The following is a 14,358-nucleotide window of genomic DNA, read 5'->3' on the forward strand; positions in this document are numbered from 1 at the left end:
AGACGGACATGCCGCGCGCTCGGACACCGTGTGCGCCTCCCTTGTGACAGACAGCGGACGTCACGTTGCCCTCGCGGCACGCCCACGCAGACAACGAACCGCGAGATCACTGATAGGGACGGAAGCGCGTGGACCTGTTCGAGTACCAGGCGAGGGACCTCTTCGCCAAGCACGATGTACCGGTGCTGGCCGGTGAAGTCATCGACACGCCTGAGGCGGCCCGCGCAGCCACCGAGCGCCTCGGTGGCAAGTCCGTCGTCAAGGCCCAGGTGAAGGTCGGCGGCCGTGGCAAGGCCGGCGGCGTGAAGCTCGCCGCCACCGCCGACGAGGCGGTCGAGCACGCGACCAACATCCTCGGCATGGACATCAAGGGCCACACGGTCCACAAGGTGATGATCGCCGAGACGGCCCCGGAGATCCTTGAGGAGTACTACGTCTCCTTCCTCCTGGACCGTGCCAACCGCACCTTCCTCTCCATCGCCTCCGTCGAGGGCGGCGTGGAGATCGAGGAGGTGGCGGCCACGCGCCCCGAGGCCGTCGCCAAGACGCCGATCGACGCCAACGAGGGCGTGACCGAGGAGAAGGCCCGCGAGATCGTCGCGACCGCCAAGTTCCCGGCCGAGGTCGCCGACAAGGTCGTGAACGTCCTGGTCAAGCTGTGGGACACCTTCATCGAGGAGGACGCCCTCCTGGTCGAGGTCAACCCGCTGGCCAAGGTCGCCTCCGGTGACGTCATCGCCCTGGACGGCAAGGTCTCCCTGGACGAGAACGCCGAGTTCCGTCAGCCGGAGCACGAGGCCCTCCAGGACAAGGCCGCGGCCAACCCGCTCGAGGCCGCCGCCAAGGAGAAGAACCTCAACTACGTCAAGCTCGACGGCGAGGTCGGCATCATCGGCAACGGCGCGGGTCTCGTCATGAGCACCCTGGACGTCGTCGCGTACGCCGGTGAGGCGCACGGCGGCGTGAAGCCGGCCAACTTCCTCGACATCGGTGGTGGCGCCTCCGCCGCCGTCATGGCGAACGGCCTGGAGATCATCCTCGGCGACCCGGACGTCAAGTCCGTCTTCGTCAACGTCTTCGGTGGCATCACCGCCTGCGACGAGGTCGCCAACGGCATCGTGCAGGCGCTGCAGCTGCTCAAGGACAGGGGCGAGGACGTCACCAAGCCCCTCGTCGTCCGTCTGGACGGCAACAACGCCGAGCTGGGTCGCAAGATCCTCTCCGACGCCAACCACCCGCTGGTGCAGCGCGTGGACACCATGGACGGAGCGGCCGACAAGGCCGCCGAGCTCGCGGCTGCGAAGTAAGGGACGAGGGACTAAACAGCCATGGCTATCTTCCTCAACAAGGACAGCAAGGTCATCGTCCAGGGCATGACCGGTGCCACGGGCATGAAGCACACCAAGCTCATGCTGGCCGACGGCACGAACATCGTCGGTGGCGTGAACCCCCGCAAGGCGGGCACGTCCGTCGACATCGACGGCAACGACATCCCGGTCTTCGGCACGGTCGCCGAGGCGATCGAGAAGACGGGCGCCAACGTGTCCGTCCTCTTCGTCCCGCCGGCCTTCGCCAAGGCGGCCGTCGTCGAGGCCATCGACGCCGAGATCCCCCTCGCGGTCGTCATCACCGAGGGCATCGCGGTCCACGACTCGGCCGCGTTCTACGCGTACGCCGTGTCCCAGGGCAACAAGACCCGGATCATCGGCCCGAACTGCCCCGGTCTCATCACGCCGGGCCAGTCCAACGCCGGCATCATCCCGGGCGACATCACCAAGCCGGGCCGCATCGGTCTGGTCTCGAAGTCCGGCACGCTGACGTACCAGATGATGTACGAGCTGCGGGACATCGGCTTCTCCTCGGCCGTCGGCATCGGTGGCGACCCGGTCATCGGGACGACCCACATCGACGCCCTCGCCGCGTTCGAGGCCGACCCCGACACCGACCTGATCGTCATGATCGGTGAGATCGGCGGCGACGCCGAGGAGCGGGCCGCGGCCTTCATCAAGGAGAACGTGACGAAGCCGGTCGTCGGCTACGTCGCGGGCTTCACCGCGCCCGAGGGCAAGACCATGGGCCACGCCGGCGCCATCGTCTCCGGCTCCTCCGGCACGGCCGCCGCGAAGAAGGAGGCCCTTGAGGCCGCCGGGGTCAAGGTCGGCAAGACCCCGACCGAGACGGCGAAGCTGGCGCGCGCGATCCTCGCCGGCTGAACATCGCCGTCACGCGCGCTGATGGGCCCGCCCCCGTACGGGGGCGGGCCCACTCCCTTGTTACCGCGGCTGCGGCATCAACCGCTCCGGCCCCTTCTGTTCCTCCTTGCGCAGCTTCGCGCGCAGTTCCCGCTCCGACTCCGACAGCGGTCCGGGCGCGACCGGTGGTGGTACGCCCTGAACCGTCTCTCCCGCCGGTACGGGTGGTTCGTAGTGGGTGGGGGCCGTGCGGGCGGTGAGGGCCGTGGCGCCGATCAGGGCGACGGTGAAGGCGATGGCGGCCCGGGTCCAGAAGCGGGCCCGGCGTTCCCCGCCCTTCCGCACGACCGGGGGCTTGGCGGCTCGCAGCCGCTCGGTGGAGGCCAGTTCGACCAGCCGCCAGTGCAGCGTTTCCGGGTCCGCCAGCTCCGGCAGCCGCTCGGCGACCGCCTCGCGTGCGTGCGCCAGGCGGTTCACGGCCGCGCGGGTGCTCGCCTCCGTCTCCGCCGCCGTCTCCGGCAGGCCGAGCCCGACCCCGTCGTAGAGCACCAGCGTGCGGCGGTAGGACGGCGGGAGCTTCAGCAGGGTGTCCATCAGAGCCCGGTCGAACGCGTCGGGTGGCGGCGGCTCGGGGTGCCGGTAGCGCGGCCGGAACCGGTGCCACGGGGAGAGCGCGCACTCGTACGCCATCGCGCGTACCCACCCCGCCGGGTCGCGGTCGCGGGCCACCTCGGGCCAGCGCTGCCAGGCGATCTGGAAGGCCCGCTCCACCGACTCCCGGGCCAGTTCACGGCGGCCGGTCAGCAGATAGGTCTGCCGGACGAGCGCGGGGGCGCAGAAGGCGTACAGCGCGTCGAAGGCCTGATCGGGGGTCAGAGCGGAGACGGCGTCGTCCGGCCGGCGCGGGGGCGTGGTGCGCGGGCGCTCGGTGAGGATGACGCGGTGTCCGTGCGGGACGGGGTTGTGGCTCCGGTCGGGGACCGTGACGGGGCCGCGGTCCCGGTCCTTCGCGGCGGGTCGCTTCCGGTCGGTGGCGGTGGCCCTGCGCCTGGCCCGGGCGCCTCGCCGTGAGGCCGCCGCCCCGGGCGCCGGTTCCGGGCCGTCGGCATCGGCGGCGCCGTCCTGAGGAGGCGTCACCTCCGTCTCGTCACCCAGCGAGTTGAGCAGCTTCGCGTACTTCTCCCCCTTGCGGCCGCGCGGCGTGGAGCGGCCGGTCTCCCACCCGCGCACCGTCTCGCTGGTGACGCCCACCCGGGAGGCCAGCTGAGCACGCGTCAGCGAGGCGGCCTCGCGCAGACGTCGGCGTTCCTTGGGTGGGGGGAGCGGGATGGCAGGGCTCTGCGTCACCGGGCGCCCCTCCGTCCGGAAAAGTACATAAACGTATATTGAGCGACACAGCGATGGTTCGCCTGTTACGACGGGAAAGCGCGTGTCGTTGGGAGCATGGCGGTCGTGATCGAGATGACCGCGCGCCGGCGTTCGCCGTCGCCCCTGCTCACCCGGATGCGCGACCGTTCGCCCGGCCTGGTCGGCGGCCTCATGGGCGGTGCGCTCGCGGCGGGCCTCGGACTGGCGGCGTTCGCCGTGCTCGTGATGCTGCTGTGGATCAGCTCGCCCTACCCGGACAGCGGGCCCGGTGGCGCCATGCACGTGGCGGCGGCGCTGTGGCTGCTGGCGCACGGTGCCGAACTGGTCCGCACCGACACGCTCTCCGGCGTCCCCGCCCCCCTCGGCCTCCCGCCCCTGCTGCTGCTCACACTGCCGGTGTGGCTGTTGCACCGGGCGGCGCGGGATGCCACGGACGGCGGGGGAGGGAACGAGGACGACGGCTTCGAGGAGGACGTCGAGGTGGCCGCGAGCCCGCCCCTGGTCCCCCCTCGCATCGCGTGGACGGGCGTCGTCCTCGGCTACCTCACCGTCGCCGCGCCCGCCGCCCTCTACGCCGCAGGCGGTGTGCTGCGGCCGGTGTGGGTGTGGACGGGGGTGTGCGTCCCGCTGGTCGCCGGCGTGGCGGCGGGGGCGGGCGTGTGGTCGGCGTACGGCCGTCCGGGCCGGCCGCTGCGGCGGCTGCTGGGCGTACTGCCGGTGGGAGTGCGCCCGCTGGTGCTCGGCCCGGACGGGCGCCCGGGAGTCGCGGCCCGGGCCGCGGCGGCCGGGGTGGCGGTGCTGCTCGGGGGCGGCGCGTTGCTGGTGGCGGTGTCGCTGGTGGGCCATGGGGCGGCGACCCAGGCGTCGTTGCTCGGGCTGACCGAGGGGTGGTCGGGGCGGTTCGCGGTAGTGCTGCTGTGCGCGGCCCTGGTCCCGAACGCGGCGGTGTGGGGCACCGCGTACGCCCTCGGCCCGGGCTTCGCCCTCGGGGCCGGTCACGCGGTCGGCCCGCTGTCCTCGGCACCGGCTCCGTTCCTGCCGCCGTTTCCGCTGCTGGCGGCGGTGCCGGAGGCGGGGGCGGGGACGCCGGTGCACTGGGCGGCCGGGGCGGTACCGGTGGTCGCCGCGGTGGTCGTGGGCTGGACGGTGGGCAACGGGGCGGCATCCGCGGAACGCGGCGGGACGAGGCCGGGGGGCGCGCGGGCCGCGGTCTGGTCGACCGGCCGCACCGCCCGGGCCGCCGCGCTGGCGGCGGTGCTCTGCGCGGCCGTGCTCGCGGGGCTGTCCGCGCTGTCGGGCGGCCCGCTCGGCTCTGCCGTGCTGTCCCGCTTCGGCCCGGTGTGGTGGCAGGTCGCCGCCGCGACGCTGGCCTGGTTGGGGCTGCTGGCGATCCCTACGGCGGTGGGCGTGCGGGCCTGGCGGTGCCGGACGCCCGGGGCGGAGGAGCCGAAGATCGGCAGGCAGCGGGAGGAAGCGGCCGGAGGCGCCAAGGGGGAGGGGCGGTTCCGGAAGCGAGGCCGCGGCTGGTTCACGCGTACCGGGGTCGCCGGGGTCGCGGGGGTGGCCGGGGGCGCCGGAGCCGCCGAGGGCGCCCGGGGAGCCGGACGGGCCGGGGGCGCCGGACCGGCTGGGGGAGCCGAGGATCCCGGAGGGCTTTGGGGCGTCGGAGATCTTGGAGCCGCGTGGGGTGCCGAGAGCAGCAAACCGGCCGGACGTGACTCCGCACCGGCGAACCCGGCGCCTCACCCCTCGGGCCCCGCACCGGACACGCTCGACGCCTCTCACACGCCCTTCGGGCACGACGCACCGGACGCGCCCCACGTCCCCCGGGCGCCCTTCGGGCACGACACCCCGTACGGCCCGCGGGGCCAGGATCGCGAGAGGGACTTCGAGCTCTACGACTTCCTGCAGTCCGACCCGGCGCCCGAGCCGTATGACGCCCCGGCCCCGCCCGACCGGTCCGCCCCGCCGGAAAGTGCCTGAGGCGTCAGTCGTCCGTCCCCAGCAGCCCCCTGAGCTCCTCCGGCAGAAGCTGGGAGCAGGACTGCTTCGCCTCGTTGGTGAGGGCGTCGTTGGTGCACGTGTAGTAGTCGCGGTAGACCAGCTGCGCCGTGAAGGACGCGGCGACCAGGGCGATCGCCAGGGAGGCCGTGACCAGGCCGCTCACCGCCGCCGTCGTCTGGGGGCGGCCGCCGCTCTGCTGCTCGGGGGCGGGGGAGTCCGGGTCGGGCTTGCGGGGCCCCGCGCGCAGGGAGCTGATGGCCCAGTAGAGGGCGAGCGCGCCGAGCAGCAGCGCCACGTACGGCCAGTTGAAGAGGGCGAAGAAGAAGGCCCACATGCCCGACAGCAGGGCGTAGCGTGCCCGGCGCTGCGTGGGATCCGTCGGGTCCCAGCGCATGTTCGGGCCGCCGCTCTGGGGGCCGCCGCCCTGGTTCTCGGGCCCGCCGCGGGGCCGCTCACCGAAGCCGCCGGAGGAGCGGCCGGGCTGCTGGTCGCTCCACTGGCTGCCCCAGGGCGAGCGGTCGCGCACGTCACCGTCCGGGGAGTCGTGGGAGTCCTCACCCGAGGGGCGCCGCGGCTGCCAGGGCCGGTCCGGCGTGCCCTCGGGCGGCGGGGCGAAGGGGTTGTCCTCCTGGGACCCGCGCCCCGGTCCCTGCCCGCCGTCGCCGCCCGACGGCGCGTCGGGCGGTGAGCTGGGGCGCTCCCGCAGCAGCACGGCGCCGCGCTCCCCTCCCTGCGAAGACAGCTGGGGGAGGGACGTGAGGAGTCGCAGGCTGCGGTCCGGCATCAGGTGAGCGTCTTCCCGTTGGTGAGGAGGAATGAGTGGACAGAACGGAACAGCGTCGGACCCGGGTCCGTCACCTTCTGAACGCACCACGTCCGGACGTCGTTCCCGAACCGGCTCCGTCCAGACGCTACCTTCCGGCCATGCCCCCGTCCCGTGGGGGCCGTCCGATGTGCCGGTATCGTTGCTGACGGTCGGCCGGTTCGTAGGCTTCCCCGTATCCGGGGACGCAAAGCATTCGTATGAATGTACAAAACGTCAAGCGCCGGTCACCTTGGACAGACGCTCCCCCGAGAAAGGCCCCCACCGTGGCCGCCAAGCCCGTGGCCCCGCGCGCCAAGCGCCTCGTCGTGCTGGTCTCCGGATCCGGCACCAACCTGCAGGCGCTGCTCGACGAGATCGCCGCCGTCGGCGCGCAGGCGTACGGGGCCGAGGTCGTGGCCGTCGGCGCGGACCGCGAGGGCATCGAGGGACTGGCGCGTGCCGAGCGCGCCGGGCTGCCGGTCTTCGTCTGCAAGGTCAAGGACCACGGCAGCCGCGAGGAGTGGGACGCCGCCCTCGCCGAGGCCGTCGCCGCCCACGAGCCCGACCTCGTCGTCTCCGCCGGGTTCATGAAGATCGTCGGCAAGGAGTTCCTGGCCCGGTTCGGTGGTCGGTTCGTCAACACCCACCCTGCTTTGCTGCCCAGTTTCCCCGGAGCCCACGGCGTGCGGGACGCGCTCGCGTACGGCGCCAAGGTCACCGGCTGCACCGTCCACTTCGTCGACGACGGCGTCGACACCGGGCCGATCATCGCGCAGGGCGTGGTGGAGATCCGGGACGAGGACGACGAAGGCGCTCTGCACGAGCGCATCAAGGAAGTCGAGCGAAGGCTGCTCGTCGAGGTCGTGGGGCGCCTCGCCCGCAACGGCTATCGCATTGAGGGACGAAAGGTAGTTATCCAGTGACCGCCGAGAGCAACAAGCGGCCCCTTCGCCGGGCGCTCGTCAGCGTCTACGACAAGACCGGGCTCGAGGACCTCGCGCGCGGGCTCCACGAGGCCGGGGTCGAGCTCGTCTCCACCGGCTCCACCGCCGCGAAGATCGCCGCTGCCGGCGTCCCCGTCACCAAGGTCGAGGAGCTCACCGGCTTCCCCGAGTGCCTGGACGGCCGCGTCAAGACGCTGCACCCGCGCGTGCACGCGGGCATCCTCGCCGACCTGCGCCTGGACAGCCACCGCGAGCAGCTCGCCGAGCTGGGTGTCGAGCCGTTCGACCTCGTCGTCGTCAACCTCTACCCGTTCCGCGAGACCGTCGCCTCCGGTGCCTCGCCCGACGAGTGCGTGGAGCAGATCGACATCGGCGGGCCGTCGATGGTCCGGGCCGCCGCGAAGAACCACCCGTCGGTCGCGGTCGTCACCAGCCCGGCCCGGTACGCCGATGTGCTCAAGGCCGTCCAGACCGGTGGCTTCGACCTCGCCACCCGCAAGCGGCTCGCCGCAGAGGCCTTCCAGCACACGGCCGCCTACGACGTCGCCGTCGCCTCCTGGTTCGCCTCCTCCTACGCGCCCGTCGACGAGTCGCGGTTCCCCGACTTCCTCGGCGCCACCTGGGAGCGCGAGCACACCCTGCGCTACGGCGAGAACCCTCACCAGCCGGCCGCGCTGTACGTCTCCGGCACGGGCGGCCTCGCCCAGGCCGAGCAGCTGCACGGCAAGGAGATGTCGTACAACAACTACACGGACACGGACGCCGCCCGCCGTGCCGCGTACGACCACACCGAGCCGTGCGTCGCGATCATCAAGCACGCCAACCCGTGCGGCATCGCCGTCGGCGCGGACGTCGCCGAGGCGCACCGCAAGGCGCACGCCTGCGACCCGCTGTCGGCGTTCGGCGGCGTGATCGCGGTCAACCGCCCGGTCAGCAAGGAGATGGCGGAGCAGGTCGCGGAGATCTTCACCGAGGTCATCGTGGCGCCCGGCTACGAGGACGGGGCCCTGGAGGCCCTCACCAAGAAGAAGAACATCCGCGTGCTGCGCTGCGCCGACGGCCCAGCCGCCCCCGTCGAGGTCAAGCCGATCGACGGCGGCGCGCTGCTGCAGGTGACCGACCGCCTCCAGGCCGACGGCGACGACCCGGCCAACTGGACGCTGGCGACCGGCGAGGCGCTGAGCGCCGGCGAACTGGCCGAGCTGGCCTTCGCCTGGAAGGCCTGCCGCGCGGTGAAGTCCAACGCGATCCTGCTCGCCAAGGACGGTGCCTCCGTGGGCGTCGGCATGGGGCAGGTCAACCGCGTGGACTCCGCGAAGCTGGCCGTCGAGCGGGCCGGTGCCGAGCGTGCGCGGGGTGCGTACGCCGCGTCCGACGCCTTCTTCCCCTTCCCGGACGGGCTGGAGATCCTCACCGAGGCCGGAGTGACGGCCGTGGTCCAGCCCGGCGGATCGGTCCGCGACGAACTGGTCGTGGAGGCCGCGCAGAAGGCGGGCGTCACGATGTACTTCACGGGGACGCGGCACTTCTTCCACTGACGCACACCTGACCCGGGCGGTGCCGCGCAGGATCGGCGCCTACGTCGAACTGCGCAGCGCCGCCCAGGTGCCGGGTCCCACCTCGCCGTCCGCGGAGAGGCCCTTGGCCCTCTGGAACTTCTTGACGGCGGCCTGCGTGGCACCGCCGAACTGCCCGTCCACGCCCCCGTCGCCGACCTTGAAGCCGCGCTGGGTGAGCATGCACTGCACCTGGACCACACGTTGCCCCCGGTCGCCGTGGACGGTGAGCTCGGTGCCGGAGTAGTGGGTGCACCGAGAGTTCCAGGGAGGGCCGGCGGGAGCGGTGGCCGTCTCGGTGGGTGAGGCGGTCGCGGGGATGCCTCCGTCACTGCCGCCGCGTTCGCCGTTCCCCGGGGCGGCGGTGGGAGTGGCTTCGTCTCCGGTCGTCCTCGGCCCAGGTGACGCCTCGTCCGCTCCCGCTCCCGAGGCGGCTTCCTTCTCCTCCCCGCCCTCTGCCTTCATCTCGTTGTCCTTGGCGCCCGACGGTGAGGCGGAGGTACCGGGGGCAGGGGAGGTCCGAGCACCGTCGCGGGCGGTGCCGGCGACCGCTGTCGGTGCGGCCGAGGCGGTTCCGCCGACGGACGGACGGGTCAGGAAGAAGGTTCCTGCAACGACGGCGCACACGGCGAGACCGACAGCAAGGGCGAGGTACACCTTCCGCTTCCCGTGCCCGGAGCCGCTCGCGCGGGTGGGACCATGCGCGGGGCCGGTGGCAGGGACGGCCGAGCCCCGCACCGGCGTGCGCGACCGGCCGGTCTCGTGGACGGCCTCCTGCACGTCTGAACGTTCCAGTACGTCGCAGGCCTGCCGCCGGGCGAGCAGCCGGCCGCCCAGCGGATCGTGCCAGGAGGGGGAGTGGTGACCCGCGGCGGCCTCGGCGGCCTCGGTCAGCTGCTGTGGGGTGGGGCGGCCGGCGGGATCCTTGGAGAGGCAGGCGGACAGCAACGCGGCCAGTCCGGCGTCCCGGGCCGCGAGTCCGGCCATGATGCCGGCTCCGGGCTCCTCGAACGCGACACGATGCATCACGTCGACGCCCGTCCCGTCACCGAAAGGGGCGCGCCCCGTGGCCGCGTAGATGAGGCTTCCCGCGAGCGAGAAGACATCGGAGGCGGCGTCGCAGCGGCCCTCGCGCAGATACTCGGGCGCCATGAAGGCGGGCGTGCCGACCCGGTTCCCCGTCGAGGTGATCGCGCTGCTGTCGGTGGCCTGCGCGATGCCGAAGTCGATGACGTGCGCGCCCTGCTGCGAAAGGACCACGTTGGACGGCTTGAGATCCCGGTGCACGACACCGGCGACGGCCAGCGCCGCCAGAGCCTGCCCGAGATCGGAGACCAGTCGCCACACCCCGGCGACGTCGAGCGGGCCGCACTCGCGGACGGCGTCGGCGAGGTTGAGGCCGGGCAGGTACTGCGTCGCCATCCACAGCAGGGGGTCGTCGAATCCGGTGCCGAGCAACTGCGGCGCCTGCGCGGTACGTACCCGGGCGTGCAGGGCGGCCTCCCGCTCGAAACGCCGCCGGAACCGGGGGTCCTCGGCGTACTCGGGACGGATCACCTTGACGGCGGCGAGGCCGGGGGTGTGGTCGGCGGGACGGGCGAGGTAGACGCGGCCCATACCGCCGGTGCCGAGGAGGCCGACGGGTATGTAGGGGCCGATCCGTCCCGGGTCCCTGGGCCGTAACGAACGCGCGCCGGCCTGCTTCAGGGCAGCGGCGTCGCTGGACGCCGGAGTGTACGACGGCAGAGGTTGCCGCTGATCTGTCATCGCTCCCCCGAATGCGGTTTCTCCCCAACGTGCTCCTGCGTCACGCCAGTTGGACCGAGGCTATCGGGTCGGGGCGGGGAGCGGCCCGGATGCGACGCAAGAGGGTGGCTGCGGCGCCCGTGACGGACGCCGCAGCCGATTGGCCGCACGCCTCCCCCCGGTGACGCGCGGGAACACGGCGGCCCCCGCCGTGGAGGAAGTCCCTCAGACCTTCTGAATCGCGATCTTGACGGCGGCGGGGCTCCAGTGGGTACCGTCGCCGGGCATCTTGTCGAACGTGTCCTTGTTGCCCTTGGGGCACGCCTGGGGCGAGTAGTCCGTGTCCTTCTTGTCGTCGAAGCCGTGCCACGTGATGACGATCTGGACGCAGTGACTCTCCAGGGTCGGCCTGGGACGCCGGCTCTCCGCGACCCGCCGGTGACGGGAAGGGAGGACGGCTCAGCCGTCCACCTCGTACCGCCCGACCTCCAGGAAGTACCGCAACTCCTCCGGCGTGCCGTCGATGACGTCCTCCGCCGCAGCGCGCAGCGCGTCGCTGATGGCCGGGTCGGCGAGGATGCGGGCGACGGCTACGCGGTCGTCCTCGGCCTGGGCGAGGCGGTAGCCGGTCTCCAGGAAGGCGCGCAGGGCTTCGGGGGTGCCGGTTTCGAGGGCCTCGTTGGCTTCCCTGATGACGGCCTTGTCGTTGTTCTGCCGGGCGATGTGGAGGATGCGGAAGGTGGCGACGCGGTCGTCCTCGAACTGGGCGAGGCGGTAGCCGGTCTCCAGGAAGGCGCGCAGGGCTTCGGGGGTGCCGGTTTCGAGGGCCTCGTTGGCTTCCCTGATGACGGCCTTGTCGTTGTTCTGCCGGGCGATGTGGAGGATGCGGAAGGTGGCGACGCGGTCGTCCTCGAACTGGGCGAGGCGGTAGCCGGTCTCCAGGAAAGCGCGCAGGGCTTCCGGGGTACCGGCGTCGAGGGCCTCGTTGGCCTCCCTGATGACCGCCTTGTCGCCGTTCTTCGTGGCGGTGAACAGGATGCGGGCGACGGCCACGCGGTCGTCCTCGGCCTGCGCGACCCAGCGGCCCGTCTCCAGGAAGTACCGCTGGTCAGCGACGGTGCCGTCCAGGGCGGCCTGCGCGGCGGCGCGGACGGCCCTGCCGGTGTCGGGGTCGGCGATGATGCGTGCGATCGCGACGCGGACGTCGTCGTCGGACATCTCGTCCACCGGCGTGGTGGAGCCGCCCGTGTCCGACGTCGCCGTCACGGTGGTGGACGAGGCGGCGGTGTCGGCGGCGAAGGCGGGGGTGGTGAGCAGGAGGGCCGGCGTCAGGGCGGTCGCGGCTATGGTCAGGGCGGCGCGGGTCAGTCTCACGGGTGGACCTTCCTTGCGAACGTCGGGAACAGGGACTCACACAGGAACCAGAACCGGCGGATGAGGCACAGGCGCTGGGTCGTTGCCGCGTTATCGGGAAACGCGGCATACGGCCCTCCCCCGAGTCCTGTGCCTCATCCGCCGGTGCGGACATCCTCGCTCTGATCGCGCCGCAGTTCATTGCCGGAAGCGGGCAGTCTCCGGGGCTTGTTGTTGCCGTTCGGCTTCCCGCCCTGCAGGAAGCCCGATGAGCGCCGGCGCCTCAGACCTCCCCGCCCCTGCGCAGCTCCTCCCACGTCCTCGCCTCCACGACCCCGTCCGCGTCCAGCCCGGCCCGCTTCTGGAACGTGACGACCGCGCCATGGGTCAGCGGGCCGAAGTCCCCGTCGGCCTCGCCGACCTCGGTGATGCCGTGCAGATACCTGAGCAGGCACTGGGCCTCACGGACCTGGCTGCCGCCGTCACCCTGCTTGATGGTGAAGTCCCAGGTGCCGTTCCAGCCCGCGGTGTAGCCGCGGCCGTGTTTCTCGTCCTCGTACACCGCGGGCTTCTCGCAGCTGGGAGGTGCCGCGGCGGCGGGAGCCTCGTCGCGCAGCGCGTATGTCACCGCCGTCCCACCCAGCACCGCCACCGCCGCGACCGCCGCGACCAGCACTGGACGCCGCCACCGCCGGGGCCGCAGCCTCGGCAGCCGGGCCGAGCGGGAGGCCCCGGCCGCGTCTTCCACCCGGCGCAGGAGTGCCCCGGCGTCCGGGACCCGGGCGACGCGCTCCACGTGCGTGGGGGCCAGACAGTCCCGGACGATCGCCTGCCAGGCTTCGGGGAGTCCGGGCGACAGCCGTAACTCCTCCGCGCCGCGCGCGTAGCGCGTCGCCGCGTCGGTACGTGCCTCGGTGCTGCCGCCCGGCAACGGGAAGGAGCCCGTGAGGACGACATGGGCGAGGACACCGAAGGACCAGACGTCGGCGGTGGGGCGGATGCGCGTGCCGCGCTCGTCGATCTCGGGCCACAGCAGCTCCGGCGGGGTGTAGTCGGGCGTGGCGAAGGCGGGTGCGTAGGCGTGCGTGCCCTCCAGCTCCGCCGCCATGTTGAAGTCGGCCAGTCGTACCGAGCCGTCCTTCAGCAGCAGCACGTTGGCGGGCTTCAGGTCACCGTGCACCCAGCCCGCGTGGTGCAGCTGGTGCAGGCCCGCGCAGATCTGGGCCAGCAGGGCCGGGCCCGACTCCGGCCTCGGCTCGTGTTCCAGTACGGCGTCCAGGGAGCCCTCGGCCTGCTCCAGCACGAGCACGGTGGCGCCGTCCAGCTCCGGGTGCCCCGGATCGTCGACCGTCAGGGTGTCGTACATGCGGATCAGCCGGGGCGCACGCAGGCGGCCCAGCAACTCCACCTCTCGTTCGGCGAGTTCGCGCATGTGCCGTAGCTGCCGAGGTGTGCGGGTGCCGGTGGGCAGGAACTTCAGGGCGGCCCGGCCGGGCATCTCGGGGTCGCTTTCCCCGACGAGCCGCGCCGCGTACACGGTGGCGAACGCGCCGGAGGCCAGAGCCTCGCGCACCTCCCACGGGCCGACTCGGTAGCCCTTCGGGACGGGGACGGCGCACGACCGGCCGGTCATCGGACCACCTCGCCGGTCGCGGCGGCCAGGACCACCAGGTCGTCCTCGCGAACCAGGTCGAAGCGGAGTGCGAGCGAGACCAGCGACTCCTTCTTGCCGTTGACGCGCAGGCCGGGCTCGGCGGTGTCGGGGCCGGGGCGCAGCCGGAGTTTGAGGGCCAGGTAGTCGATGTTCCAGTAGACGGATGAGCGGCTGACCGCCGGCCAGACCGGACGCAGACGCTCCACCAACTGCTCCACCGCCGGAAGCGGCGCGTGCGGTTCCCCGCGCAGCCTGGGCTCGCACAGGGCGGCCAGCACCGCGAAGTACCGGCTGGTGCGGTCCAGAGCGAACGCCGGTGCCGTGGCGGTGCCGGGAAGTCCCCGGCGGTCGGCGCTGCGGAAGGCGTGGCGTGGTGCCCACACGTCGAAGGCGAGCAGGTCTCCCGCGGCGGGCAGGACCACCCGTGCGAACTCGAACGGCACCGGTGCTTCCATACGGCCAGGCGCGATCTTGAGGTGTTCTCCCGCGCCCTCCGGGTTCTCCACCACGTAGGTCTGGTCCTCGCTGAGGTTGCTCAGCAGCCAGAAGGACCGGTGTGCCGTGATCTCCCCGGCGACCCGGGGCACCCCTCCGTGGTCGATGGTCATGCCGCCGTCCGTGCCGGCCCTGCCGAACATCAGCCGCTCGCCCGCGGCCATCCTGACCTGCCCTTCCGCGCTGCCGCACATCGGTGGTACGACGATGACGCTGTACATGGAGTCGTCCCCCTCCTCCT

The 14,358-nt window shown here is 72.6% G+C and carries 11 protein-coding genes; 5 read left to right on the forward strand and 6 right to left on the reverse strand.

The genetic code is table 11. The features are described 5' to 3' along the window. The first annotated feature begins 128 nt into the window (after positions 1-128). Together sucC and sucD are read left to right on the forward strand one after the other, a co-directional pair. Positions 129-1,307, forward strand: a complete 1,179-nt coding sequence (sucC, locus tag ACFU3E_RS15700; RefSeq protein WP_384157270.1) for an ADP-forming succinate--CoA ligase subunit beta — start codon at positions 129-131, stop codon at positions 1,305-1,307. A 21-nt stretch (positions 1,308-1,328) separates the two neighbouring features. Continuing rightward, positions 1,329-2,213 carry a succinate--CoA ligase subunit alpha gene (sucD, locus tag ACFU3E_RS15705; protein WP_261682880.1) on the forward strand — a complete coding sequence of 295 codons (885 nt, stop codon included), beginning with the start codon at positions 1,329-1,331 and terminating at the stop codon, positions 2,211-2,213. 60 nt (positions 2,214-2,273) lie between these two features. Here the strand turns inward: sucD and ACFU3E_RS15710 are convergent, their stop codons facing one another. Continuing rightward, positions 2,274-3,539, reverse strand: a complete 1,266-nt coding sequence (locus ACFU3E_RS15710) for a helix-turn-helix domain-containing protein (protein WP_384157273.1) — start codon at positions 3,537-3,539, stop codon at positions 2,274-2,276. Between the two features lie 96 nt (positions 3,540-3,635). On the opposite strand from ACFU3E_RS15710, the gene ACFU3E_RS15715 reads away from it, so the two are divergent. Then, positions 3,636-5,543 (forward strand): DUF6350 family protein, encoded by a 1,908-nt coding sequence (locus tag ACFU3E_RS15715; RefSeq protein ID WP_384157276.1) that lies wholly within the window; start codon positions 3,636-3,638, stop codon positions 5,541-5,543. Between the two features lie 4 nt (positions 5,544-5,547). Here the strand turns inward: ACFU3E_RS15715 and ACFU3E_RS15720 are convergent, their stop codons facing one another. Next, positions 5,548-6,348, reverse strand: a complete 801-nt coding sequence (locus ACFU3E_RS15720; RefSeq protein ID WP_384157279.1) for a hypothetical protein — start codon at positions 6,346-6,348, stop codon at positions 5,548-5,550. A gap of 305 nt (positions 6,349-6,653) precedes the next feature. Between ACFU3E_RS15720 and purN the strand changes: the two genes are divergently transcribed. Further along, positions 6,654-7,292 carry a phosphoribosylglycinamide formyltransferase gene (gene purN, locus ACFU3E_RS15725; protein ID WP_384157282.1) on the forward strand — a complete coding sequence of 213 codons (639 nt, stop codon included), beginning with the start codon at positions 6,654-6,656 and terminating at the stop codon, positions 7,290-7,292. Next, positions 7,289-8,851 carry a bifunctional phosphoribosylaminoimidazolecarboxamide formyltransferase/IMP cyclohydrolase gene (gene purH / locus ACFU3E_RS15730; RefSeq protein WP_384157285.1) on the forward strand — a complete coding sequence of 521 codons (1,563 nt, stop codon included), beginning with the start codon at positions 7,289-7,291 and terminating at the stop codon, positions 8,849-8,851. The genes purN and purH overlap by 4 nt, the downstream gene beginning before the upstream one ends. Before the next feature lie 39 nt (positions 8,852-8,890). Here the strand turns inward: purH and ACFU3E_RS15735 are convergent, their stop codons facing one another. From ACFU3E_RS15735 to ACFU3E_RS15750, 4 genes are all read right to left on the reverse strand, one after another. Then, positions 8,891-10,636 (reverse strand): protein kinase, encoded by a 1,746-nt coding sequence (locus tag ACFU3E_RS15735; protein WP_384157288.1) that lies wholly within the window; start codon positions 10,634-10,636, stop codon positions 8,891-8,893. A gap of 438 nt (positions 10,637-11,074) precedes the next feature. After that, a complete protein-coding gene (locus tag ACFU3E_RS15740; protein ID WP_384157291.1) occupies positions 11,075-11,989 on the reverse strand; it encodes an ALF repeat-containing protein in 915 nt (304 codons plus the stop codon). Between the two features lie 262 nt (positions 11,990-12,251). Further along, positions 12,252-13,601 carry a protein kinase gene (locus ACFU3E_RS15745; RefSeq protein ID WP_384157293.1) on the reverse strand — a complete coding sequence of 450 codons (1,350 nt, stop codon included), beginning with the start codon at positions 13,599-13,601 and terminating at the stop codon, positions 12,252-12,254. Then, a complete protein-coding gene (locus ACFU3E_RS15750; RefSeq protein WP_384157296.1) occupies positions 13,598-14,338 on the reverse strand; it encodes an FHA domain-containing protein in 741 nt (246 codons plus the stop codon). Before ACFU3E_RS15750 ends, ACFU3E_RS15745 begins: the two co-directional genes overlap by 4 nt. Positions 14,339-14,358 lie beyond the last annotated feature (20 nt).

This window comes from Streptomyces sp. NPDC057424 (assembly GCF_042803315.1).
Classification (GTDB): Bacteria; Actinomycetota; Actinomycetes; order Streptomycetales; family Streptomycetaceae; genus Streptomyces.